Origin of the sequence: Paenibacillus sp. FSL R5-0810, assembly GCF_038002285.1 — a bacterium.
GTDB classification, from domain to species: Bacteria; Bacillota; Bacilli; order Paenibacillales; family Paenibacillaceae; genus Paenibacillus_AQ; species Paenibacillus_AQ lactis.
This window is the reverse complement of record NZ_JBBOCF010000001.1, coordinates 5,525,211-5,551,683: the sequence shown is the minus strand read 5'-3', so window position 1 is coordinate 5,551,683 and position 26,473 is coordinate 5,525,211. Positions and strand designations below refer to the sequence as shown.

The window sequence follows — 26,473 nt, the reverse complement described above, 5'->3', positions numbered from 1 at the left end:
GTTGGGATCCTAATCCCCCATGGCAAGGCATGCTAAGGGGTCATACACCCTACTATCCCACAAACCGGAGCAAACTATGTGCCGTGGCATGCCAGCCAGGCTGCCACATACCGTCACCCTCGCCGGACGGCTCTCGAAAATTAGATGACCTCCACCGTGCAGCCTTTACGATGGCTCTCCGCGGCATATTCGATCATCCGGATCACATCCCGCGCCTCTTCCGGCCGAACAGGCAAAGGACCGCCCTCGAGAATCGCTTCCGCCAAGCCCTGATAGAATGCCTGGTACCGCCCGGGCAGCGTCTCGATCTCGCCTTGAACCGCGAGGCCGCTCAGCTCCGTTGACAGCTCGCCGTACATATCCGGCTGATCCTCTCCCCAGCCGGCATCCCCCGGCCGCATGCCTTGCTTCAATTGACCTTCCTGGGGATCCATGCCGTATTTCAAGAAGCTTCCCTTGTCGCCATGAAGCTCGAATTTCGGCCCGGCTTGCCGGACCAGGGAACCGGCGTGCAGGATGACGCGATGGGATGGATAGCCCAGCACCAGATGGAAGTAATCATGCGCCTGGGAGCCCTCGCGCTCCTGCCGTAGATCCGCCCACAGGGTCCGGGGCTTGCCGAACAGGAAGAGCGCCTGATCAATCAGATGAGAGCCTAGATCATACAGGATCCCGGAGCCGGGCAGCGCCTGCTCTCTCCAGCGTTCCAGCTGCGGATCGGGGCGGTAGCGGCTGAACTGCGATTGATAGATAGTCAGCTTGCCGAGCGCGCCGGTCTCAAGGAGATTGCGGACGGTTAAGAAGTCATTGTCCCAGCGGCGGTTATGGTATACCGTCAGCAGCACGCCTCTCTCGGCAGCCAGCGCAATCAGCCGGTCCGCTTCCTCCGAGGTTACGGTAAACGGCTTTTCCACCACAACATGCTTCCCCGCCTCAATCGCAAGCTTGGCGTATTCATAATGCGTTGTATTCGGACTCGTGATGATGACGAGCTGAACTTCCGGATCCGCCAGCAGCTCATCCACGCTGTCGACCACTTCGGTATCCGGCAAGTCCCGATGCACCTTGTCAGGATCCGACGACACGACGGTCCGTACATTAAAATCCGGCACGCTTCGAAGAATCGGTGCATGAAACACCGAGCCGGATAACCCATAACCGATGATTCCCGTCTGTATTGCCATAACGCATATGCCCCCTTTTCATTAGTACTAGGTTCTAATTCGAGATTTGCCGGGTCGATTCCTTGCGCACCTCCTAAATTCCATGAAAAACCAGGGAACGCATCACGCCAAAAGCCGCCCTCCACGATTCCTCGTGCGAAGACGGCTTCTTGTGCTTATTCGCTTTCGCGTAATAAAACCAAATCGTTACGATAGGTTGCTGTCCGCTTAGTAAGGATCCGCCTCGTGGCCCATGCGCTCGGCATCCTCCACCGCTTGATCCCGCGCGCTTTCTGCGGCGCCTGCCTTCTTCTTGGCGTCCAATCCTTCCCTCACCCGACGGCCGTAATCCTCGTCGGCGTTCGTAAAGTATTCCACCATTTTATCCTGAATGCGGACGTCGCACTGAATCAGCGCATTAACCAAGTTGTTGATCAGATCGTCGCGCTCCCAATCCTCGAACGCTCTGTACGTATCGCCCGCCTGCTTGAAGTCGAGCGTCCGGTCCAGCTTCTCGCGGACCAGGCTGGCATCGTAATGCGGCTGATGCGGCTTTGCGGTCTGCGACGCCTCCTTCAGGCCGTCCGTCATCGACGGTTCATAGTCGACATGCGGGCTTTGCCCTGGGGCCTTATCGACGAAGTAAGACATTTGCCCGCCGCGCTGGTTCGTCGCCACCCGCTTCTTCGGCGCGTTAATCGGCAGCTGGAGGTAGTTCGTTCCTACCCGATACCGCTGCGTGTCGGAATACGAAAAGGTCCGTCCTTGAAGAAGCTTGTCGTCGGAGAAGTCGAGGCCGTCCACGAGCACGCCCGTCCCGAATGCCGCTTGCTCCACCTCGTTATAGTAATTTTCCGGATTGCGGTTCAGCACCATTTTGCCGACCTTCAGGAACGGGAACTGGTCCTGCGGCCACAGCTTGGTCGGGTCAAGCGGATCGAACTCCAGCTCCGGATGCTCATCGTCGGTCATGATCTGGACGCACAGCTCCCACTCCGGATAGTCCCCGCGCTCAATCGCTTCATACAGATCCTGCGTCGCATGGCTGTCGTTCACGGCCTGGATTTTGTTCGCTTCCTCTTGCGTTAAGTTTTTGATCCCCTGCTTGAGCGGCTCCCAGTGATATTTCACCAGCACGGCTTGGCCCTCGGCGTTCACCCATTTATATGTATTGACGCCGGAGCCCTGCATTTGCCGGTAGTTGGCGGGGATTCCCCATGGAGAATAGACGAAGGTAATCATGTGCGTGGCTTCCGGTGAGCGGGATACGAAATCGAACATCCCCACCGGTCCCGGAACGTTGGATACCGGATCCGGTCTGAACGCGTGCACCATGTCCGGAAACTTGAGCGGGTCGCGAATGAAAAATATTTTCAAATTGTTGCCGACCAGATCCCAGTTGCCCTCCTCCGTGTAAAACTTGACGGCAAAGCCGCGCGGATCTCGAAGCGTCTCCGGGGAACCGGCGCCGTGAATGACGGTCGAGAATCGGACGAACACAGGCGTACGCTTTCCCTCCACCTGGAAGAGCTTCGCGCGCGTATACTTGGATACCGGCTCGTCACCCACCTTGCCATAAGCCTCGAAATACCCGTGCGCTCCTGCCCCTCGGGCGTGGACGACCCGCTCGGGAATTTTCTCCCGGTCGAAATGCGTGATTTTCTCCAAAAAATGATAGTTCTCCAGCGTCATCGGTCCACGGTTGCCGACGGTTCTTACGTTCTGGTTATCCGAGATCGGATGCCCCTGCCGGTTCGTAAGCGTGTCCTCGCGCTCGGTTTCCCCGCGGTTCTGGTCATAGCTCCGGCGTCCGTCTTCAACCTGCTTTCCTGCTTCAAACTCCTGATCGCTCACGGATTTCATTCCTCCTTGGATATATCGCTTGCTAATGGCTTTCCTTACTAGAGGTTGTTCAAAAAGCCGTCTTTTGATCACGAAGCGAATCAAGAGGGAAAAACCGGCTTTTTGAACTCACACTAATATGGATATTATGTCCAAGGCCTGAAAATGTATGAAAGGATCGAAAGGTTTGATAGGGCGGCCCACACCGGCGCTACCGGCCCTCTTCCAATCCATGGAAATATGCTGAGCGCTCCGGCAAATCACCGAATGCTACTCCTTCTCCCCTAGCAGCCCGCGCGTAAATGCAATCCACTCCCGCACCGCAAAGGACAAGTAACGGTCCTTCCGCCAGATCATCCCGAGCTGCCACGGAATCGAAGGATTGTCCAGCGGAATAATGGAGACGCGCGAGGAATCGATCTCCTTGCAGATCGTTTCAGGCAGAAGCGCGATCCCCAAATTTGCCGCCACCATCCCGCTGATCAGGTCCCACTGCGAGCTTTCATATACGACACGCGGCTCGAACCCGGCCTCCACGCATTCGCGGATAATCCGGTCATGCAGCGTGAAATCCTCCCGGAACAAAACGAACGGTTCCTCTGCAAGCTCCTTCAAATTCACGCTGTCCCTGCCGGCGAGCCGATGGGACGGATGCACGAGCAAATTCAGCTTCTCCTTAACAAAGGAATAATAGTGAAACACCTCTTCATTTACCGGAAGCACCGCCACGCCGATATCCGTCTGGCCGCTCTCCACGTCGGCCTCCACCTTCTTCGCCCCGTCTTCGATCAGCTGAATCGTGATTTTCGGGTAGCTCTTATGGAACTGACCGATCACTTCGGGGAAAAAGCTTGACCCGACCATCGGCGGCAGACCGATCCGCAGATGCCCGCGCCGAAGATTCATCAGATCCTCCAGCTCCGCGGACACGCGCTGAAAGGCCTCTACCATCTGCTGCGCCTGCTGGTACATGATATGCCCGGCATCCGTCAGCTCAATCCGCTTGCCTGCCCGGTGGAATAGCGTGACCCCCCACTCGTCCTCCATATTCCGGATCGTCTTGCTGATGGTCGGCTGCGTGATATAAAGCTTCTCCGCCGCCTTCGTAAAGCTCTGATTTCTCGCAACCTCAAGAAAATACTGCAGCTGCCGTATATCCATTCGCGCATTACCTCCATGCTCGTATGTATAGATATATTTTGTGTGTATAGATAAATGGAATAGTTGGCATTCGATATATGCATTTTACCTATGAAAGCAATCGCTGTAAAATTTCATTAAAATGAAAGTGCAAAAAGTCGGTTTTTCAGCACCGAGAAGGTTGGATGAAGTTAGGGACTGAGGAGCGGAGCGTACGTTTTGGGTACGTGAGCCCCGGGAGCCCGGCTGAATTCAAGATTCGATGCCGAGCTACTTCGTGACTCACTTCGTGATCAAAAAACGACTTTTTGAACAACCTCTTAAAACATGAAAACAAGGAGGCGGAGGCCGGTCATGAAAAACATCATCAAGGGAAGCCTGCAAGTGGCCGGTTTCATGCTGCTGTCGATTCTGATGAGTCAGCTTGCCAAACTGGCCCATATTCCGATACCCGGAAGCATCCTCGGCATCGCCGTGGTCTTCATTCTCCTCGAAACGGGCGTCCTGAAGCTGGAGTGGATTGAACTCGGCGCCAATTGGCTCCTTGCCGAGCTCCTGCTCTTCTTCATTCCCGCCGCAGTCGGGGTCATGAATTATTTCACCGTACTTGAAGCCGACGGATTCCGGATTCTGGCCGTCGTCCTGCTCAGCACCGTTCTCGTCATGGCGGGCTCGGGATTGACGGCAACCTTAATTTCTTCAAGAAAGGAGCGTAAATCATCATGACAACTTTGCTATCCGTCCTGACGGGTTTGCTGCTGACCATCGGCATCTATGCCGGAGCCAAGCGATTATACCGCCGTGTGCCGAAGGTCTATCTGTCCCCGCTCCTTATTACTCCGCTGCTTATTATTGTGATCTTGACCCAGTCGGGCATATCCTATGATGCATATAATGAAGGTGCGAAGTGGATCAGTAAACTGCTGGAGCCGGCAACCGTCGCATTTGCCGTCCCGCTGTACAAAAACTTTCAAACCCTTAAGCGCCATGCGGCTGAAATTATATGCGGCGTCGCAGCCGGTTCCGTGCTTGCCATGGTGTCCTCCGGCATGCTGGCCAAATGGATGCATCTGAGCAGCCCGCTTGCCACAAGCCTGATTCCGCGCTCGATCACGACACCCATAGCCATGAATGTGTCCGAGGTCATCGGCGGCTTGCCCAGCATGACCGCCGTATTCGTCATCATGACCGGCATTCTCGGCTCCATGGTCGGGCCCTCGATTATGCGGATCTTCCGGATTCGGGGAGATATCGCACGCGGAATTTTGTTCGGGACCGCGGCACATGGGACCGGGACTTCAAAGGCGTTCGAATTCAGCTCGCTGTCCGGAACCATTTCCAGCATCTCCATGATCATGGCGGCGCTGTTTACCCTCGGTGCCGCGCCGATGATGATGGCATTTTTACACTAGAAGAGCTTTACTTCGATAAAATCGGCCTCGGGCCGGTTTTTTCATTGTTTAATTTCGGTTGTTATGCGAAGAATATGGACTTACTTTAACTCTTTGACAACCTCCTTCGAAGAGGTCATAATAAATTCTGTTCATAACTTTTGTAAAATTTATGGGTTAATTAGTTGTAAACGCAGCTGTCGGCAAGCCGCGTTTAACTCTGCTCTTAGCCGCTAAGGTATCGTATAGGCGGTACGAAGAACGCGCTTTGCACCGGACTGATCAGAGAGCATCATCAACATCGTAAAATCTGCATGTGCGACATGAAAGGAAGGCGATACAGGTGTTTTCCATCTCACGGTTTCGTTTAACCATTACGAAGCCATTTATATTTTTCTCCGTCATTATGCTGCTTAAGAGCTACTTGGCCTGGGTCGTCATATTTGACGATGTGCTTCCGTGGAGGCCGCTGATTACGGAGATCCCCTTTATCTGGCTCGTGTTCAGCTTGATTGAGTGGTTTGCCTCCAAGCGCAAGCTGGCTGTCTACATGGGCGTCAACCTGTTGTTGACCGCCATTTTCTTCGCGGCCATCATGTATTATAAATATTACGGCGTTATCGTCACTTATCATGCACTAGAGCAGGTGAACCAAGTCACTGCGGTGAGCAACAGCGTATTTTCGCTCATGGATCCGTACTACCTGCTGATCTTCACCGACATTATCGTATTGTTCGTGCTCCTTTGGCGCAGCGACCGCGTCAAGAACTGGAAGAACCGGCACACCAAGAAGGAGAAGCGGAAGTTTGCGCCGATTATGTTCGTGCTCTCCCTGATGCTCTGCCTCTTCCAGATTATGCCGAACCGGGCAAGCATGAACGAAATCGTGAAGGCACAGGAAATGGGCATCCTGAATTATGAAGCGTACACCATTTTCCAGCAGGAGAATAAAAAGCTCGAGGATGCCAAGGCGATTACACAGGCTCGAATCAACGAACTAAAGGGCCTTCAGCCCGCCGAGAAGCCTGTGTTATCCGGCGCAGCCAAGGGCAAGAACCTGATCATCATTCAAATGGAATCCTTTCAGAATTTCCTGATCGATTTGAAGATTGACGGCAAGGAAATTACGCCGAACATGAATAAGCTCGCCCGTGAGAGCCTGTACTTCCCGAACTTCTTCCAGAACGTTGGACAGGGCAACACCTCGGATGCCGAGTTTGTTGTCAACACGTCCTTCTACATTCCTCCGCGGGGAGCGGCGACGCAGCATTATGCGGACCGGGTTCTTCCGAGCCTGCCGAGACTGATGCAAAGCCAAGGCTACGATACGGCAACCTTCCATACGAATGTGGTGGAATTCTGGAACCGCGGCGAGCTGTACAAGGCGCTTGGGTTCAACCGTTATTACGATAAAGCCTTCTTCGGGGAGGATGATAAGCTGTTCTTCGGCGCATCGGATGACGCGCTGTATACCAAAACGGCGGCCGAGCTGGAGAAGATGCACGAGACGGGCAAGCCGTTCTATACGCAGATCATATCGATGTCGGCCCACCATCCGTTTACCATTCCGGAAGAGAAATACCGGATGACGCTGCCGGAGCGGTATGAAGGCACCTTCGTCGGCGACTATATCCGTGCGCAAAACTATGCGGATGACGCCCTCGGCAAATTCATCGAGCAGCTGAAGAAGGACGGCATATGGGACGACAGCCTGATTGTCGTCTACGGCGACCATCTCGGTCTGCCGATTTATTCCTTGGACAACAAGGATAAAGAGCTGATGCAGGAGATTTACGGCCGGGAGTACACATCAGCCGATATGATAAACATCCCGCTCATGATTCACGGCAATGGTCTGGAGCCGGCCGTGAAGGAGCAAGTCGGCGGGCAGATCGATCTGCTGCCGACCATTGCGAACCTGCTTGGCGCTCCGCTCGATGACCAGCTTCACTTCGGTCAGGACCTGCTGAACCATGCGGACAGCAATCTGCTGCCGGAGCGGTACTATCTGCCGTCCGGGACGTTCATCAACAATACGACCATGTACATCCCGGGGATCGGCTTCGAGGATGGCACCAAGCATCCGCTGCCTCATCAAGATAAGGCGTCCACCCAAGCTTCGCGGGAAGAGTTCGAACGCGCCCTGCAGCTCCTCCATCTGTCCGACAGTTATGTCAGACAGCTCCCGCTCCATAAATAATAACAAGGCATGCAAGGACCTCACCCGTCTGTTTGGGTGAGGTCCTTTTTTCTTCGACAGATGCCGCCAAGGCAATCCTGAAGCGGACTTTCATCGGCTTAACCAACTGACATTTGACATAGTGGCACACTTTTTCTTATGATGTATAACAATATACCTTGTTTTAAATATGATGATCGTGGTGAAATTAGGTACAACAACGAGATTCATTGAATCATATGAACGCATTTCAGCCATATATTTGTTAGAGCAAATCGATTACGAATTCTAGGAGTGACGATCCGACTTGGACCCCATACGAAGGATAAACAGAATTATATGTTCCGCTCTTGGCTTCATGCTGCTCTCTTACGTTACGCCCGCGCTCGGCGAGGATCTGTCAGATTCCGTTATTGCCCAGCAAGGGATGGAGGCGCCCGAAGGAGCATATCCAGCCCCGGCCCCCGTGCCCAAAAGCCCGGATCCCGTCCGGCTAATGCTGGAGCTGCCTCGCCATGAGTCTCTGCTTTCCTTGAATGACGTTACATGCTCCACTGAAACCGATATGTTCCTGATCCTCAAGCACATGATGCTCGAACCTTTGAAGTTCCGGTCGAATTATGTTGACAGCCATGTATAGTTGACACTGGTTATTTAAAAACTAATTCAGATCAGAAAGAAAAAGGATGTGTTTTGTTTGGATGACAATATTGGCCTAAATATATTTCTTGTTGTATTATTAATCGCCGCTACAGCTTTCTTCGTTATGACGGAATTTGCCATCATCAGGCTTCGTCCCAGCCGGGTCGACCAATTGGTCATGGAAGGGCGTAAAGGCGCGCTCGCGGTTAAAAAGGTGACGTCCAACCTCGACGGCTACCTGTCGGCGTGTCAGCTCGGGATTACGATCACCGCGCTCGGCCTCGGTTGGCTCGGGGAACCGACCATCGAGAAGATTCTGCATCCGGTATTCGATAATTTCGCGATTCCGGCCGCCATATCTTCGTTGATCTCGTTCCTGCTCGCGTTCATCATCATGACATATATTCACGTCGTGATCGGCGAGCTTGCGCCGAAGACCATCGCGATCAATAAAGCCGAAGCCGTTACGTTCTTGTGCGCGACACCGATTATCTGGTTTAACCGCATCATGTATCCGTTCATCTGGCTTCTGAACGGCTCGGCGAATAAAATCGTCCGCCTGTTCGGCATGCACCCTGCAAGCGAGCATGAAGAGGCTCACTCCGAGGAAGAGCTGCGCATGATTCTAAGCGACAGCTATGAGAGCGGCAAGATCAACCAGGCCGAATACGGCTACGTTAGCCGGATCTTCGCCTTCGACGATATGCTCGCCAAGGAAATCATGGTGCCCCGCACCGATATGATCTGCCTCTATGTCGATAAGCCGCTGGCTGCGAACCTGCAGATCATCAAGCGTGAGCAGTATACCCGTTTCCCGGTCGTCCGGGGAGATAAGGACCAGATTGTCGGTACGATTAACACCAAGCAGTTCTTCCTGGAGTTCGACGACAATTCGAACATGGACCTGACCAAGCTGATTCATCCGGCGATGACGGTATCCGAAGCGATTCCGATCAAGAAGCTGCTGCGGAAGATGCAGCTGGAAGGCACGCATATGGCTATCCTGATCGATGAATACGGCGGCACGTCCGGGATGATCACCATCGAGGACATTCTGGAAGAGATCGTCGGTGAAATCCGCGACGAATTCGACGAGGATGAAGAACGCGAGCTCATCCAGCCCGAGCCGAACCGCATTATCGCGGACGGCAAGGTGCCGATCAACCGGATCAATGATCTGCTGCACACCGACCTGTCCACGGACGATCTGGACACGATCGGCGGCTGGCTGTACGGACACAACTCGGAGCTGTCCAAGGGCGACATCTGGACATACGAGAACTTGACCTTCACCGTCTTGGAGAAGAAAACGCATCGCTATACGAAGCTTCAAATCGTCAAAGAGGTTGCCGAGGAATCGATGCAGGAAGCATCGGCGGCTTTAGCCGGAGAACGTGATTCCTAATCGTGAGTCCTTAGGCATAGATGATAGATACAACCGCCGTACAGGCCCCAGTGGGCCGGTACGGCGGTTTTTATCTGTGCACGCAACAATGGAGCCTAACGGGTATCCCTGATATGCATCACATAGGATGGCGATTGTCCATTTTACTGCTTTAATAAGTTACTCCAACGCTGTAATATAGAAAATAACATTTCTCACTTACGGGAGGCGGCATATTATGAATCGTCAAATTGCCATCATCGGGAGCAGCGGCGGCAATCTGTATAATTTGGGCGGCAAGGAGCCCCGCAAACTGCTGGACGAAATCCTGGTGCAGATGGAGAGCGCGGGGCTGTCGTGCGGGGCGCTGCAGTTCATTGCTGCGGGGGTTTCCATGGATGCTGCCAAGGAGACCACACCTGCGGCGCTCTACAGCTGGAGCTCTTCGCAGGGAGCACCTGTCATAATCGCTGAGGGCACTCTGCAGCAGGTCAATCAAGCCGCAGAGCGGCTGGACCGGGAAATTGCCGAGCAGATTGAGCTCGGAGAGATAGACGGAGTCATCGTCATGAGCGCTGACCCGGAGGGCAGCAACCGCCATGCGGTGGAGGCCTGCGCCAAATACAAGCTGCCGGTGACCGGAACCGGCGGCACCTCGATGGCGATGATTCAGGCGAAAGGCGTGCATGTGATTGCAGCTTCCGGCACGACGGGAACGACGAACCGGACCCGTGCCGTTACGTTCGTCACTTCGCTAAGCAAGCATTGGCGGATTCCGTACCGCCCGGTGATCGGCACAGCCCAGGCATCTTCTTCCTCTTCCGGTTCGGGAAGCAGCGCATCGCCCTGGCGCAGAATTAATATTCGCGGCATGATGATGGCATCGCTCCCCGGCTTTATCGGGATGGCATTGGTGCTGGCTGTGAGTAAAATCCCCGGCTTATCGGCATTATCCGAGGTATTCGACCTGATGATCAAAGCGCTGCCGGTCATCCTTGCCGCTATCGCAGCCAAGCAGGTGTCCGAGCTGGACGAGGTATCGATCGTGGCCGGTATCGTTGCCGGCATCCTGTCCGTAGAGGGAGGCATCATCGGGGGCATCATCGGGGGGATCGGCGCCGGGATCATCGTCCATTACCTGTTCCGTAAATGCGTGGAATGGCGCTTCCCCGCCACAACGGTCAATATCGTCGCCGGTGGCATTTCCGGTCTTATTGCCGGGCTGATCGTCTACTTCCTTATTGCGCCGATTGCGCTCAGCGCGGGTGAAGGCATCCGCACGCTGATCGAAACGCTCGTCTCCTGGAGCCCGGTCATGGCGGGGCTGATTGCCGGCCTGCTCATCTGGCCTGCCATCATCGGCGGCGTATACCATGCCGCCATCCTCCCTATTGTTCTGCTGGAAATGGAGACGACGAGCAATAGCTTCCTGGGTGCCGTCGACATGGTGGGCCTGGTGATGGTATCGGCAGGAATCACGCTGGCCAACATGATCGCCCCCCGCGACAAGGGAGAAGCGGCGGTTGCGGCGCCGGGATTCGCCATGAATATGGGCTTCGGCACATTCGTTGAAGCCGCGTATCCCTTCATGTTCTCGAACAAGCTGGTTTTTGCAGGCGCGATTGCTTCAGCCGGTCTCGGCGGCATGCTGGTCGGACTGTTCGGCGTTCGGGGAACGGCCTACGTGCCTTCCTTTGTCGGTCCGATCACATCCAACAACACGTTCGGCTTCCTGATCTCAATGCTGGCGAGCCTGCTCTGCTCTTTCTTGATCACCTTCTTCGTTAACAAAATGTACGTCTACCGGAGCGCCAAGGGCACGATCGGCATGTAATGTAATAGGCAAGCGAGGCGTTACGGCGCTTCGGGCTTAGAATTACGGTAACACTCCATAAAACGGCCTGGGGGGGCATCCTCGAGGCCGTTCTTTATTCGACAGAGAGAGCTTTTTCTGTACAGACTCGTGTCGCATCTTGGAATCACTCTACCAACACTGGTAAAATAGGAGATACGGCCTTCAACATTTAAACGGCTTTATCTAGCCATGGGGCAACTCTAAGCGCCTGCAACAGTTCCTTAACCGGTTCCGTGCAGACGCTCGGATTAGAAAGAGGGGATAATTGACACAATGACGATGATCGGTATTGATCTTGGGACGACAAACAGCCTTGCGGCTTATTGGGCCGAGGACCGGGCGGCAATCATCCCGAACGTGCTCGGAGAGCACCTCACACCTTCGGTCGTAAGCGTTGACGACAACGGGGAGATTTTGGTCGGCCGGGTTGCGCAGGAGCGGCTTATCACGCATCCGCAAGCGACGGCAGCAACGTTCAAACGATTTATGGGGACAGAAAAAACCTACGCGCTCGGCCCTCACACCTTCACGCCGGAAGAGCTCTCATCCTTCATCATCAAAGCGCTGAAGGCCGATGCCGAAGCTTATTTGGGCGAGACGGTGACGGAAGCCGTCATCAGCGTTCCCGCCTACTTCAACGATACCCAGCGCAAGGCAACGAAGACGGCCGCGGAATTGGCCGGTCTCAAGGTGGAGCGGCTCATCAGCGAGCCGACGGCTGCGGCGGTTGCCTATGGATTGCACCAGGAGAGCCCCGAAACGAAATTTCTCGTATTCGACCTGGGCGGCGGCACATTCGATGTATCCATACTGGAATTGTTCGAAGGCATCATGGATGTGAAATCCATTGCCGGCGATAACTTTCTGGGGGGCGAGGATTTTACGGAGCTCCTCTTTACGCACTTTTTACATACGCATGACTTGAATGCCGAAGATCTCAGTGCCAAAACGAGATCGCTGATCTATAAGCAGGCCGAAATGTGCAAGCTGGCCTTCGGCCAGGATAACGAAGCCAAGATGACCGTCCCTGCCGAGACCGGCAGCTTGGAGCTGCGCATAAGCCGGACGGAATTTGAAAAGCTTGCCCAGCCGCTTCTGCTCCGTCTGCGCCAGCCGATCGAGCGTGCGCTGCGGGACGCTTCCCTTACACCTTCCGAATTGGACGCCATTATTCTCATCGGCGGAGCTACGCGCATGCCGCTGATTCGCAGCGTCATTGGCAGGATGTTCGGCCGGATGCCTTACAGCAACATCCATCCCGATGAGACGGTTGCGATCGGTGCGGCGATCCAAACGGCGCTGAAGCAGCGCAACCAAGCGCTCGAAGAGATGATTTTAACGGATGTGTGCCCGTATACCCTCGGTACCAGCGTTGTGCGGGAGATGGGAGGCGGCCAATATTCAACAGGGCATTTCCTCCCGATTATCGAACGGAACACGCCGATACCGATCAGCCGGGTCGAGCGCCTCTACACGATTTCCGATAATCAGCGGCAAATGACCGTCGATGTGTATCAAGGGGAGAGCCGGCGCGTGGAGAACAACATTAAGCTCGGTGAGCTCCGGATCAAAATTCCGCCGGCCCCGGCGGGGGAGCAGAGCATTGACGTACGCTATACGTATGATATCAACGGCATTTTGGAGGTCGAGGTCATCAGCGTGGCAACCGGCGAGAAAAAAAGAGCGGTCATCGAAAGCAACGCCGGCTCCATGACCAAGGAGCAGATCGAGGCTCGGCTTGCCGAGCTGAAGGATATCAAGATCCATCCCCGGGATCGTACGGAGAACAGGCTGCTGATCGCAAGAGGCGAGCGGCTGTACGAGGAATCGCTGGGCGACCGCCGAGAGATGATTGCCCGGCTGATTCAGCAGTTCGAGATGCAGCTGCAGACGCAAAATGAGCAAGTGGTTAAACAGGCCTCCGAAGCGCTCAAGGAGCAGCTGGATCAGCTCGAAAGGTGGATGGATTTGACATGAGTGTATGGGACATTTTGGGGATCGAAGCAACCGGAGATACATCAGCCATCAAAAGAGCCTATGCGAAAAAGCTGAGACTCCACCACCCGGAGGATGACCCGGAGGGCTATCAGCGCCTTCGCGAGGCTTATGATTCCGCGCTTACGATGGCGCCTTACGTTGAGCCGGAGAAGGATGAGCGCCTGGATTTCGATGAGCCAGCCGCTTACGATGGCGGCCAGACGGCGCTCTCTGGCGGCGAGCTTTGGACGGGTGAAGAAAAAGACGATTACCCCGCATCCGGACGATCTCCGGCTGCTTCCGATTATTACAGAGAACCGCTTCACCACGCCCGCGAGCCGATTCCGCAGGACCCGATTGAGCAGTTCATCGATGAGATCGACGAAATTTATGAGAATTTCCAGGCGCGCATCAATCCCGAGGCCTGGGAGGACGCGCTTAACCGGGACATCGTGTGGGATGTGCAGCGGAGCGGGGAACTGCAGTACGAACTGATGGACTTTCTGGAGGATCATCGCCATCTCCCCCGCCCGGTATGGCAGCGGCTTGACGACATGTTCCACTTCACGGAGAACAAGGAAGACCTGCTGGGGGAATACCCCGATTCGCTCATCGGATATATCATGAGCCAAATTAACGGTACCTCCGAGCTGCGGTACGAGTGCTTTAAGGAGCATCCTGTTAAGGATATCGATATCGAGCAGTATCTCGATCTGAGGGAACAGGGACAGTACATGTTGAAGGAAGGCGAGCTGGAAGAAGCCCTCGACGATTTAACCCGCGCCAACGAGATATATCCTCATGATCCCGACCTTCAGCTTATGCTCGGTAAATGCCATGCGCGGACCGGCAACCTGACCGCCGCGGACGAATGCTTCGGTCAAGCCATCCGGCTGGCGCCGGAGGAGCTTGATGGATATTGGCACCGTGCCCAGATCCGGTTCGAGCAGGCGGATTACTCGTCCGCATTGAGCGACCTTGAGAAGGTGCTGGGCCAAGAGCCGGAAAATACCGATGCGCTCTGCCTGAAAGGACGATGTTATATAGGACTTGAGGAGATAGATCAGGCACGGGATATCTTGAAACAGTCCAATCAGCTCGAGAATCCCCATATTCACTCGTATATCTACCTGTGCATGGCGTCCAACAAGCATAAATACGGCCGGAGACACATCACAGCCGCTGACCGGTGGCGGTCATGGAGAAGCAATCTGTTATTCGATACGCTCATGGTGCTCCGCTTAAGCTGGCTCTACATTCTGGTTTATCTGGCTCTGCAAATATTCTTCGACCTGCACCCGGTATATACGTGGCTATTGATTGCCGTCATCCTGTGGAACACCTGGAAGGCCATCAAAGTGCATTGGGTGCTTGCAACCTAGAAAGGAGGCATTCGCATCATGGAAGGATTCAGCCGCAAGCACAAGAAAAGAATCGAGCTCTACCTCCGCTGCTTGTCCAGCGTTTGTATCGATAGCATGCTGGGCTATTATTATATTCCTTATGAATTTCATCCCTCGGAGCGCTGGCTGCGAAAAGGCGTGATGAAAAAAGCGCTGGCCGACTGGAAGATCACGGACGCGGCCTCCCTCAAGGAGCGTATCGATTTTTTGCTAAACGACGGCCACTGCCAGGAATACCTGGACATTCATAACCGTTTGTCCGCCCTAACCCTCAAGGCACGCGAGCGTTATCTCGAGGACGCCAAAGACGATCCCGATTACAAAAAAATGATCGTTGTCGGCAAATGGATGGGGATGCTGCCTTCGGCCGATATCGCCGCATTAGGCGGGGGCTGGGCCATCCTTCTTAGCCGGATCGGACGGATCTATCGCTTCCTGAGCGAAGAGGAGGCCTGGGAGATCAAACAAAAGGCAGCGGCCCTCCTACAGCAGCATTACCGCAGCTGGGACGAATATCTTACCGCCTTTGCGGCCGGCACGCATTTTATCAAAGAGGATATCGCAATGAAGTACTCCCACCATGTTATAAGCAGAGCCAGCAACATCCTCGGGGGCAGCAAGCTTGCCTACAATAAGGTGCCTTGGGATCTAAGCCTGCTACCGGACAAGCACGCTTCGGCCAGCATGTCGGCCTCAGTCTGACTGAACCTGGGTAACTGACGCTTGCGCTTGCGCGAACAAAGGCGGGAAACTCCCCTATCACGAAATAAACAAAAGCCAGGACAGACCGAATAAAGGCTCTGCCTGGCTTTTTCAATTCTACAATTTACGGAGCTCGATGTCCGAAGTGCCCGTGATCCGCGAAATGTCGAACTCCCTGAACTGATACGTCGGCGTCGCATCTTGCAAGGCGCCACTCCCCTTCTCCAGCTTCGCTGCATTGGCGGGCGTGTTCAGTTTTGCCGGATAATACTCGATCTGAAGATCGGTCTTGCCCGGAACCGTAACTCCGGGCAGCTGCTTGACCAGCTCCAGAATGCGCTCCTTCTCTTGGTCCAGGCTGCCCTCCGCAACATCGGCAAACACCACGATGTCTACATTCTGGCTAACCGGCTCGCCGCTGCAGGAATCCAGCTTGTCGTATTCCCGCACCACCTGCTTCATATTGCAGCTCACCCAGGCCTGAACGAAAGCGCCGTCCGGATACAGCCGGTCGATGACCGGCTCCGCCTTGTCACGAAGCTGCGCCCCCCATACACGATTGAGGTAGGTTTCACCGGATGGGACCGGCGGGCTGCCGTCGGTGCTGTCCAGCGTGAATTCCAGCTCAGGAGCTCCTTCGGGAATCGCCGTAAGATTGTATGATCCGACAGCCCATGTATAGTCCATCTTGGTGACCTTGAACGGCTCGCCGTATTTTTGCTCCAAATAATGTTCGGCGGCTTCCCGAACAACCTGCTTCTCCGCAGCCGACTTGGTAAACGGGGCGGTTCCCTCCGTGTAACCGACATACACGGATCCGGCAAGCAAGAGGAGGCCGATCACCGTGCGCGCGGCGATGGCACCTGGTGAAGACAGCTGCCGCTGCCGTTTCTGCTCCAGCCACGTTTTTTTCGGCGACCGGTAGTTAAAATAAATAATCGTAATCACGATGCCCGCAATATGCAGCGCAAGTGCGGCCGGCAGCGCCAAAAAGCCGAGAAAGCCGAGCGTCAGCAGCAGAAAATAAAGCACAGCTCCCTGCAGCGCCATAAGCAGCGCCCCGGTAATGATCAGCATCGGGGTCCCGATGTAGAATAGGCCGAGGCCTGTAAAGATCACGGAAAGCACCACCGCGGTCAGCTGATGTTTCTTCACTGGTCATCCCTCCTTTTTTAAAAAAATTCCGCCCCATCCATCCGTCGAAGCTTTATTATAACAGCCGCTCCCCCGTTAGAGAAACAAAAACCCATCCACCTCGCGGGTGCATGGGTTGATTGGCCTTCACAGCATCCTGCTTATTCCTTCGGATGAATCATCTCTTCCGGCCGCACGATCCGGTCAAATTCCTCTGCCGTCAGCAGACCGCTCGCCAGCGCAGCTTCCCGAAGGGTCGTGCCCTCTTGATGCGCGCGTTTAGCGATCGCGGCCGCATTCTCGTATCCGATATGCGGATTGAGCGCCGTCACCAGCATCAGCGACCGCTCCATATTGCCGCGAATGACTTCGAGATTCGCTTCGATGCCGACCGCGCAGTTCCGGTCAAACGAATCCATCGCATTCGACAGCAGGCGTGCCGATTGCAGGAAGTTATAGATGATCACCGGCTTGAATACGTTCAGCTCGAAATTGCCCTGGCTTGCCGCGAACCCGATCGTTGCATCGTTCCCCATCACCTGGCATACCACCATCGTAAGCGCCTCGCTCTGGGTCGGATTTACTTTGCCCGGCATAATCGAGCTTCCCGGCTCGTTGGCCGGTATGGTCAGCTCCCCGATGCCGGAGCGGGGCCCGCTCGCCAGCCAGCGCACGTCATTGGCGATCTTCATCAGATCGGCAGCCAGCGCCTTGAGCGCTCCGTGCGCAAAGACCACTTCGTCATGGCTTGTCAGCGAGTGGAATTTATTGCTGGCAGAGGTGTAGCTTTTGCCGATCTGCAGGCTGATTTCCGCCGCGGTCATCTCGCCGAATTTCGGATGGGCGTTGATGCCCGTACCGACGGCCGTTCCGCCGATCGCCAGCTCCCGCAGCGGCTCGATCGAAGAAGCGACCATAAGCTCGCATTTCTCAAGCATACGGTGCCAGCCGCTGATTTCCTGCCCCAGCGTAAGCGGCGTGGCATCCTGAAGATGCGTGCGGCCGATTTTAATGAGATCCTTGTACTCCTCGCTCTTCTCTTTCAGCGTCTTCTTGAGCCGTTGAAGCGACGGCAGCACGCTGTCCTCCAAGGCGATAACGGCCGCCATATGCATCGCCGTCGGGAAGGTGTCGTTGGAGCTTTGGGATTTATTCACGTCATCGTTGGGGTGAATGCGCTGGTCGCTGCCTTTTTCCTGAAGCAGCTGGTTCCCCCGGTTCGCGATAACCTCGTTCACGTTCATATTGGACTGCGTGCCGCTGCCTGTCTGCCAAACGACAAGGGGAAAATGCTCATCATGCTTGCCTTCAATGATTTCATCGGCCGCGACGGTAATGGCCCAGACCTTGTCTTCATTCAGCTTGCCGAGCTTGCCGTTGACAATCGCGGCGCTCTTCTTCAACACGGCGAACGCCCGGATAATCTCCTTCGGCATCGTTTCCGTTCCGATCCGGAAATTTTCGGAGCTGCGCTGCGTTTGGGCGGCCCAGAGCTTATCGGCAGGCACCTTCACCTCACCTAGCGTATCCTTCTCAATACGGTATTCCATCTTGTCTTCCTCCTTTGGCATTCTTCATTCAGCATAAAACGCTTTATAGAGGTTGTTCAAAAAGTAGTCTTTTGATCACGAAGTGAATCAAGAAGTAACTCGGCATCGAATCTTGAATTCAGCCGGGCCTAAGCAGATGCTTCCGAAGCATGTTTCCTGCGGAAACATTTCAGTGCTCACGTACCCAAAACAGCAGATGCTTTCGAAGGCGTTTTCTGCGAAAACGTGTAGCTCCACTCCTGACGTCCCTAGCTTCATCCAACCTAAAGCGTTTTGAAAAAACGCACTTCGGAAGGATAAGCTTCGGTGCTGAAAAACCGACTTTTTGAACTCCTATTTATACTCCATCTCCCCTATTATGGCACAGTCTGGCGCTGGAGAAAAATGCCGCGGCATGGAGAAGCGTAATGAGAGTACGGGTGAGGATTGCAGACGGCGGGGCGAAGAGAGCTGAAGCACGAAGGAGGATTGCAAACGACGTGGAAAAAAGGCGGACTAGCGATTCATGCCAGCCATTCAAACCAGCGCCCATGACCGTCGGCTCTAAGGATGGTCTGTTCGCTCGATATGCCGCCGACAATAAAGTCGGCATGGAGATCACCATCCCACATATTGTTGTACACATGGACGATGTCGCGTTGTTTACCGATCGTGCTCAGATGATGGAGCAGCCGATGTTTGTTATCCTCGGGAATCTGGTTGGCTACATGCGTATGAAAGACGCATACGACGGCCTCTCCGGGAATGTCCCTCACAAGATCGGGCAGCAGCTCCGTCCCGTCCCCTTCTATAAACCGAATATCAGACCGGCTCTTAAGAAGAGCTGCGGCCTGCTCGAGCATCGATACCCGGCGGGGGTTGCCCGGCCAGATGAGCGCCCGTAGCCACAATACATCCTCCGCGCTGTGCACATCGTTCACGTGAAGATCGATCCCCATCCGGTAGACGACCGGGGGACTGGAAGAGAGCAGAAACGGGGCCTTCCCGCCCCTGATCTCGGAATCGATGCGAACGGCGGACTCCTTCTTGCCGTATACCTCCTGGCCGCCGTAAGCATAGCTGTACTGATCCCACAGCAGCTGCAGTCCGGCGCTGCACCCCAGCTCTACAAGGGCAAGCGGCTTCCGAACCTTGGCATACACGGAGCAGAACACCGGAAAAAGATACGCGCAGCGCCGGACCTCGTTCGTCTGCACCCGCTTGCTTCGGAGGATCCCTATAATCTCCTCCCTATGCTCCAGCACAAATGTCCGAAAATGCGGATAGCTTGCCTCCATTTCCTTCGGCTCCTCCGCGAGCCCCGGATAGTAGGCGCTAAGCGCCGCCCCCTTGCCCTTCAGCAGCAAGTACTGAACCGCGCCGAACAGCAGATTGGGCACCGGCTGTCCGGGCGAAGCCTGGGCAGCTATCGCCAAAACCTCCGCATCGCCGGCGATCTGCCGCGCCAAATGCGCGTACAAATCGCTGGCTCCCGGAAATTCCTTATCGGCAAAATGCTGAAATACCCTCACCAGCCGCTCCTGATCCATATGTCACTCTCCTAACAAAAAAGTTATAGACCGGTCTAAGACCATGTTACATCTTTCCAGCCGCGCTTTGGATTGCGATCTTTTATCGGTCCGATAAGAGAAACAATGGAATGGTTCAGGACCTATTCCGATTATGCGCCGGGGCGGTCCAGCCGATACAGCCCGCGATACCTTGGGTAGCGCTCCATCAGCTCGTCGTGCGTACCGCGCATGACGACTTTCCCTTGCTCCAAGAACAGGATCTCATCCATCTGCTCGACGCCGACGAGATGATGGGTCACCCAGATCAGCGTCCGGTCCTGAAGGCTGGAGAAAATGGTAGAAAGCAGCTCGCGCTCCGTTCTGGGATCCAGCCCGACCGTCGGTTCGTCAAGGATAACGACCGGACTCTTCTGCAGCAGAATGCGGGCAAGGGCCACTCGCTGGCGTTCTCCTCCTGAAAAACGCTGCCCTGCTTCCTGCATGCGGGTATGGAGGCCGTCCGGAAGGGAATCGACCAGCGTAGTTAGCTGGGCCATCGCAGCGGCCTGCCGGATATCCTCTTCCGTGGCATCCGGTCGTCCGAGCCGGATATTGTTTGCCAGCGTGGTGTCGAACAGATGAGGGCTCTGATTCAGGACGGAAATCACGGACGAGATATTGTCGCCAAAACGCGCTGCATCCGTGCCGCCGATCGTGACCGTGCCCGATGAGGGTGCCAAGACGCCCTGGATAAGCTGCAGCAGGGTCGATTTGCCGGCTCCTGAACGTCCGATGACCGCCACCTTGGCTCCGGCGGGAACGTCAAGGGAAATGTCCCGGAGCGCGTCTGTACCGTTGTCCAAACAGCCTGATGCTGTCGCGCCTGCCCAACGTGCCGAATGTGCTGCATCTGTCGCTTCTGGTTGATATGCCGCATCTGCCGGATCTGGTGAGTGTGCTGTTGTTGAATATGCTGCTTCTGCCGCATCTGGCGAAGGTGCTGCTGGTGAATGTGCTGAGTGTGCTGCATCAGTCCCATTTGCATCGTATTGAAACGAGACGGCCTCCACCTTTATATGTGCGCCGCTACGAATCACGGCATCCACTTCGCCCCGGCTCAATGACAGCTGCTCCCGATATCCAGTGGTGGTGGAGCCCTCTCCATGCCCGATGGCCTTCAGTCTCTGAACCGATTGACCGTACAGCGGAATCCGCTCTACCGCCTCGGACACCGGCAGAAAAGCGTCCATCAGTGGAAACACCGCAAGCACCATCGCCGCGATCAGCGTAACGTCCAGTGAACCGCCCGCATACTCCTTGCCAGCTACATACACGACCGTGACGACCGTTACCGCAACGACCGTCTGCCCGATGAAGCCGCGCAGCCGCGCCCACCGCTTGAGCGCCCGGTCGGTCCGGTCCACCTCGGCTTCATCCTCCTCGTATCCCGTCAGAAACTGCTGCTGCCGGCCGCTGACGTACCATTCATGCATGCCAAGCACCGCATCGGTCAGCTTCTGGTACAGCCGGTTCCTTGCCTGCTTCATCTCCCGGTTCTTCCGCTTCGTCAGCAGCAGGGAAATGAGCGGCAGCACGAATACCAGAACGGCCACATACAAGGCCAGCAGAAGAGCAAATCCCGGATCGAATCGTCCAGCGGCCGCAATCACGCCGGCATATAGGACCAGCGCCACGAACGACGGAAATACCGTGCGGATGTAGACGTCCTGCAAGTATTCAATGTCATCGGAGAGCACGCACAGGAGATCGCCGGTCCGGTAGCGGGAAGTTAACCGGAGTGCCTGAGGCTCCAGAATCCGGTACAGCCTCAGCCGCATCTGGGACAGGATACGGAGAATCGTATCATGCCCCACAAGGCGCTCCGCATAATGCAGGACGGCGCGTCCGATCCCGAATGTACGGACACCTACCGTCGGCACGTACACCATCAGAATGTTCTCCGGACGGAGCGCGGATTTGGAGATTAAATACCCGGACGTAAACATCAGCATGCACGCAAACAGAACGGTAAGCACGCCGAGCATGGCAATCAGCAGAAAGCGCCAGAAATTTGCCGTCACATAAGGCCGAAACCACGATTCCTGCTTCATCCGATTCCCTCCATCTGCGAAGTTATCAACCCGTAATACACGCCCTTCAATTGCATGAGCTCCTCATGGGTTCCCGTCTCTGCGACACGCCCCCGGTGGAGCACGATGATAACATCCATATCCCGCATCCAGTGCAGTCTGTGCGTAGCAAGGAATACCCACTTGTCCCGGAATATGGACAGCATCGTCTCTTTCAGCTCATATTCCGTCTCGATGTCAAGATGGGCCGTCGGCTCATCCAGCAGCAGCACCTGCCGCCCGCCGAGCAGCGCTCTCGCCAAGGCGACGCGCTGGGCCTGCCCGCCGCTTAAGGCTCGCCCTCCAGCTCCAATCATTTCATGAAGTCCATTCGGCAGCGCGCGCACAAGGTCAATCAGTCCCGCCGCCTCAACAGCGGCCCGTACGTCCGCGTCAGAAGCATCCGGCGCATAGAACCGCACATTACCCTCAAGCGTACTGCTGAACAAATACGGATGCTGCGGCATATACGTCACTCCGCTTCGCCATGCCTCGCGGTTCCCGTCCTCCAGCGTCACGCCGTTCAGTCTGATCTCTCCTGCGGTAGGAGCCGCAAAGCCGCCAAGGAGATCGATCAGCGAGGATTTGCCAGCTCCGCTCTCCCCCACGATCCCGATCCTGCCCTTGCCCGGAATCCGGAAGCTGACGTCCTCCAGAGAAGCCGGCCCGTGCTCTTCATGCCGCAGGCCGACACCGGACAGCTCCAGCATGCTGCAATCATCCCATCGAAATACAGCCGGCGTTTTTCCGCGGTTTGTCGAACTATCCTTAATTTTAAGTATCGGGGCCGAGAGAGGCGTTCCGATTTTACGTGCCGTATCCGTTGTCGCCGCATGCGGTGCATCGGCTGTCATCCCCATTGCGGTATTGATTGTCGCGGCGGTGGCCGCGTTGGTCGCTCGGGCGATGGCCGTGTCGGTTGTCATCGGCACCGTTCCTTCAGCATCGGCAGCTGCATCCGCTGTGTGTATCCAACCTGCACCGCCGACAGCCTCACCAACACCCGAATGGGCCACAGCGGCTTCGCCGAAGCCATCTGCGCCCGTATACCGAGCAGTCTCCGCCGCTTCCGGCTTGCCGGTCTCCTCGGCCCGCGATGCCCGAATGATCGACTGCATCGCTTCCCCCGCCTGCTTGCCGTCCAGCGTCGCATGGAAATCGGCGCCGACCATCCGCACCGGAAGGAAGTACTCCGGCGCGAGAATCAGAACCAGCAGCGCCGGCAGCAGCTCGATACTTCCGTTTATGAGCCGCAGACCAAGGTTGACCGCAACGGACGCAACGGACAGCATGGTGAAGAAGTCCAGCGCGAAGGAGGACAGAAAGGCCACGCGCAATGTGCGCATGGTCGCTTTCCGGTAATCTTCGCTGACCTGCCGAATGCTGCCGCTGTGCTTGCGGCTCTGGCCTAGAAATTTCAGCGTCATAAGCCCCCTGAGCGAGTCGACGAAATGATTGGACAGCATCCGGTAAGAATCCAGCTGCCGCTCAGTCTGCTTCCTTGCAGCGAGGCCGACAAGAATCAGGAAGGCAATCAGAATCGGCATGGTCACGAGCAAAATAATGCCCGAAATCCGGTCGGTCATGAATACGTACAGCCATACCAGCGCAGGAGTTATGCCCGCGCCCATCATCCGGGGGATGGTCAGCTCCGCATATTTGCGGAACTTGCCGATGCCCTCCAGCACAAGCGTAACCACATTGCCCGTTCCTTCCTTCCGGATCAGCGCCGGCCCTCTCCGGAAGAGCACGCCGAGCAGCTCCTTACGAAGGCTTGTGCCGGTCTGCTCCGCAAAGCGCTGCGCAATCCCTTGCTGGATGGCTCCGACCCCGTGCCGCAGCAGAAAAGCAAGCAGAAACAGGGCAATGGTTCCTCCCTGCTCCTGCAGCGAGGCCCCCGCGAACAGCGCGGAAACCGTCTCTGCAAGCCATTTGGCCTGCAGGAGGATGGCCATGCTCTGTGCCAGGGTACATACGGCGACCAGTAGAAACGTCGTCTTGGCGCCACGGTAACCCAGCAGATCTTTTCCCATCAGTATTCCAGATGCTCCTTCTCATGTACCCGTTTGTGGAAAACGAAGTAACTCCAGATTTGATAACCCAAGACGAAAGGCAGCAGCGTGACGGCCACGATGGTCATCACCTTCAGCGAATACGGGCCGGAAGCCGCATTATAGATCGTCAGATCGAACGCCTGGCTGATAGAGCTGATCATGACCCGCGGGAACAATCCCGCGAACACGGAGGTTACCGTAAGAGCGATCACGGCGCCGGTCATCCCGAACGCCCAGCCATCCCGCTTGAGGCTCATGAAATATCCGCCGAGCAGGAAGGCCAGCAGCGCCAGCCCCAGCAGAACGGCGATCAGGCCGCCCCGGCGCTCGAACACGTCCGTCATGAAATACGTCATGACGCCGAATGCCGCGAACAGTCCCGCAACCGGAAGCAGCAGCTTCCGTGCCATGGAGCGTGCGCGCTCTTGCAAGTCCGAGGTCGTGCGAAGCGTCGTGAACATCAAGCCGTGCAGCAGGCACAGCAGCGTCATCGTCAGCCCGCCAACCACCGTATAGGCATTGACGATATCGAAGAAACCGGCGTGCATTTCCATTGCTTCGTTAATCGGCAGCCCCTGGATCAGGCAGGCAAATACGACGCCGAGCAGGAACGGAGGCAGCACGCTGCCTGTGAAAATGGCGCCGTCCCATACCCTTTTCCAGCGGGCATTCCCCACCTTCCCCCGGAACTCAAAGGCTACGCCGCGGCCGATCAAGGCCAGCAGGAGGAAGACAAGCGGAATGTAGAACCCGCTGAACAAGGTCGCGTACCAGTTCGGGAACGCCGCGAACATCGCGCCCCCTGCCGTTAGCAGCCATACCTCGTTCGCGTCCCAGAACGGGCCGATGGAATTGATGAGCACGCGGCGCTCCGTGTCGCTTTTGGCCAGAAGCTGCGTGGACATCCCAACGCCGAAATCAAAGCCCTCGAGAAAAAAGAACCCGATAAACAATACCGCAACCAGCACAAACCATACTTCATTAAGAGACAGCATTGTAGCCCTCCTTGTTAAACGGATCGCTTGCGTGGCGGTGGTCCGCCTCCTCCGCATACGGCCCTTTCTTAATCACCTTGACGAACAGATAGGCCATGACAGCCGCCAGCACCGCGTAAATCGCCGTAAACACGATCAGCGAGAACAGAATCGACCCGGCGCTGACATTCGGCGAAATGCTGTTCTCCGTCGTAATGAGCCCGAACACCGTCCACGGCTGGCGCCCGATTTCCGTCATAATCCAGCCCGAGCTGTTCGCTATGATCGGCAGGGAGATGCCAATCAGCATCATGCTCAGGAACCACTTCCCGGCCTGTTCGACCTTTTTGCGCAGCATCAGCCAAGCACCGTACAGACCAAGCAGAATCATGGCCGTTCCGGCCGCCACCATAATCCGGAAGCTCCAGAAGGTCGTGCGCACCGGAGGAATATAATCGCCCGGGCCGTATTCCTGCTCGTACTGGGACTGCAGCTCTTTCATCCCGATCACTTCGCCGCTAAATTTGCTGTAAGACAGGAAGCTGAGCAAATACGGGACTTTGAATTCCGCCGAGTTCTCCTGCTTATCCGGATCGATCGACGCAAAGACCGTCCACGGCGCCGGGTCCTCGCTCGTTTCCCACAGGCCCTCCGCAGCAGCCATCTTCATCGGCTGAGTCTGCACGAGGTACTGCGCCTGCTGGTGGCCGAACACCGCAACCAGAATGGAGGTAATCAGGCCAACCACAATCGCGAGGTTGAACGATCTTTTGAAAAAGTCCAGGTCCTGCTTCTTCATCAGCTTATACGCGCTCACCCCGGCTACGAGGAAAGCGCCGGTAGCCAGCGCCCCGAAAATCGTATGCGGGAACTCCACCAGCAGCTGACCGTTCGTGATCAGCGCGAAAAAGTCGTTCATCTCCGCCCGACCGTTGTTGATCTCGAATCCGACCGGACGCTGCATGAACGAGTTGGCGGCCAGAATCCAGAACGCCGACATCAAGGTGCCGAAGGACACCAGCCAGATGCTCAGCAGATGGACCTTCTTCGAAAGCCGGTCCCAGCCGAAGATCCACAGGCCGATGAACGTCGATTCGAGGAAAAAGGCCAGCAGTGCCTCGATCGCCAGCGGCGCGCCAAACACGTCCCCGACGAACCGGGAATAATCGGACCAGTTCATGCCGAACTGGAATTCCTGCAGAATCCCCGTCACTACGCCGACCGCAAAGTTAATGAGAAACAGCTTGCCCCAGAATTTGGCCATCCGTTTATACACGTCCTGGCCTTTGACAACGTACATCGTCTCCATGACGGCGATCAGAAACGCCAACCCGATGGAGATCGGTACGAAAATAAAGTGAAAAATAGTTGTCGATGCGAACTGTATTCGCGCCAGCATCACCGGATCCATAACATACCCCTTCCTTTAGCTCACGTCATCATTTTAAATTTGATTCTTTTGGT

Annotated in this window: 18 protein-coding genes; 8 read left to right on the top strand and 10 right to left on the bottom strand. The window is 55.8% G+C overall.

Annotated features, from left to right (window positions below; translation table 11 throughout):
- Positions 1-140 precede the first annotated feature (140 nt).
- From MKX76_RS24615 to cidR, 3 genes are all read right to left on the bottom strand, one after another.
- A complete protein-coding gene (locus MKX76_RS24615) occupies positions 141-1,184 on the bottom strand; it encodes an oxidoreductase (RefSeq protein ID WP_007128871.1) in 1,044 nt (347 codons plus the stop codon).
- Positions 1,185-1,391: 207 nt separating this feature from the next.
- Complete coding sequence (locus MKX76_RS24610) at positions 1,392-3,026, bottom strand: catalase (RefSeq protein ID WP_050954007.1); 1,635 nt, start codon at positions 3,024-3,026, stop codon at positions 1,392-1,394.
- 249 nt (positions 3,027-3,275) lie between these two features.
- A complete protein-coding gene (gene cidR, locus MKX76_RS24605; RefSeq protein WP_144879034.1) occupies positions 3,276-4,166 on the bottom strand; it encodes a cidABC operon transcriptional activator CidR in 891 nt (296 codons plus the stop codon).
- Between the two features lie 333 nt (positions 4,167-4,499).
- Here cidR and MKX76_RS24600 point away from each other — a divergent pair, with 333 nt between their 5' ends.
- The 8 genes from MKX76_RS24600 (at position 4,500) to MKX76_RS24565 (ending at position 15,678) form a co-directional block, all read left to right on the top strand.
- Positions 4,500-4,871, top strand: coding sequence for a CidA/LrgA family protein (locus MKX76_RS24600; protein ID WP_007128874.1), 372 nt, complete (start codon positions 4,500-4,502; stop codon positions 4,869-4,871).
- The gene (locus tag MKX76_RS24595) at positions 4,868-5,557 is read left to right on the top strand and encodes a CidB/LrgB family autolysis modulator (RefSeq protein WP_007128875.1); all 690 of its coding nucleotides are present in this window, start codon (positions 4,868-4,870) and stop codon (positions 5,555-5,557) included. Before MKX76_RS24600 ends, MKX76_RS24595 begins: the two co-directional genes overlap by 4 nt.
- 322 nt (positions 5,558-5,879) lie before the next feature.
- Positions 5,880-7,736, top strand: coding sequence for an LTA synthase family protein (locus tag MKX76_RS24590; protein ID WP_007128876.1), 1,857 nt, complete (start codon positions 5,880-5,882; stop codon positions 7,734-7,736).
- A gap of 676 nt (positions 7,737-8,412) precedes the next feature.
- Positions 8,413-9,762, top strand: a complete 1,350-nt coding sequence (locus MKX76_RS24585) for a hemolysin family protein (RefSeq protein ID WP_210094035.1) — start codon at positions 8,413-8,415, stop codon at positions 9,760-9,762.
- 217 nt (positions 9,763-9,979) lie between these two features.
- Positions 9,980-11,575 (top strand): PTS sugar transporter, encoded by a 1,596-nt coding sequence (locus MKX76_RS24580; protein WP_341034761.1) that lies wholly within the window; start codon positions 9,980-9,982, stop codon positions 11,573-11,575.
- Positions 11,576-11,869: 294 nt separating this feature from the next.
- Positions 11,870-13,573, top strand: a complete 1,704-nt coding sequence (locus MKX76_RS24575) for a molecular chaperone HscC (protein ID WP_341034760.1) — start codon at positions 11,870-11,872, stop codon at positions 13,571-13,573.
- Complete coding sequence (locus MKX76_RS24570) at positions 13,570-14,955, top strand: tetratricopeptide repeat protein (RefSeq protein WP_341034759.1); 1,386 nt, start codon at positions 13,570-13,572, stop codon at positions 14,953-14,955. The genes MKX76_RS24575 and MKX76_RS24570 overlap by 4 nt, the downstream gene beginning before the upstream one ends.
- A gap of 18 nt (positions 14,956-14,973) precedes the next feature.
- Positions 14,974-15,678 (top strand): DUF1266 domain-containing protein, encoded by a 705-nt coding sequence (locus MKX76_RS24565; RefSeq protein ID WP_007128882.1) that lies wholly within the window; start codon positions 14,974-14,976, stop codon positions 15,676-15,678.
- 117 nt (positions 15,679-15,795) lie between these two features.
- Here the strand turns inward: MKX76_RS24565 and MKX76_RS24560 are convergent, their stop codons facing one another.
- The 7 genes from MKX76_RS24560 to MKX76_RS24530 form a co-directional block, all read right to left on the bottom strand.
- Complete coding sequence (locus MKX76_RS24560) at positions 15,796-16,833, bottom strand: hypothetical protein (RefSeq protein WP_210094039.1); 1,038 nt, start codon at positions 16,831-16,833, stop codon at positions 15,796-15,798.
- A 140-nt stretch (positions 16,834-16,973) separates the two neighbouring features.
- The gene (fumC, locus tag MKX76_RS24555; protein WP_210094040.1) at positions 16,974-18,362 is read right to left on the bottom strand and encodes a class II fumarate hydratase; all 1,389 of its coding nucleotides are present in this window, start codon (positions 18,360-18,362) and stop codon (positions 16,974-16,976) included.
- 503 nt (positions 18,363-18,865) lie between these two features.
- Positions 18,866-19,891 (bottom strand): DUF2332 domain-containing protein, encoded by a 1,026-nt coding sequence (locus MKX76_RS24550; protein WP_341034758.1) that lies wholly within the window; start codon positions 19,889-19,891, stop codon positions 18,866-18,868.
- Positions 19,892-20,022: 131 nt separating this feature from the next.
- Positions 20,023-21,963: an amino acid ABC transporter ATP-binding/permease protein gene (locus MKX76_RS24545; protein ID WP_341034757.1), complete on the bottom strand. Its 1,941-nt coding sequence runs from the start codon at positions 21,961-21,963 to the stop codon at positions 20,023-20,025.
- On the bottom strand, positions 21,960-24,014 hold the full coding sequence (locus MKX76_RS24540) for an ABC transporter ATP-binding protein/permease (RefSeq protein WP_341034756.1): 2,055 nt from the start codon (positions 24,012-24,014) through the stop codon (positions 21,960-21,962). The genes MKX76_RS24545 and MKX76_RS24540 overlap by 4 nt, the downstream gene beginning before the upstream one ends.
- Positions 24,014-25,030, bottom strand: a complete 1,017-nt coding sequence (gene cydB / locus MKX76_RS24535) for a cytochrome d ubiquinol oxidase subunit II (RefSeq protein ID WP_341034755.1) — start codon at positions 25,028-25,030, stop codon at positions 24,014-24,016. Before cydB ends, MKX76_RS24540 begins: the two co-directional genes overlap by 1 nt.
- Positions 25,017-26,420: a cytochrome ubiquinol oxidase subunit I gene (locus MKX76_RS24530; RefSeq protein WP_251535789.1), complete on the bottom strand. Its 1,404-nt coding sequence runs from the start codon at positions 26,418-26,420 to the stop codon at positions 25,017-25,019. Before MKX76_RS24530 ends, cydB begins: the two co-directional genes overlap by 14 nt.
- Positions 26,421-26,473: the final 53 nt, after the last annotated feature.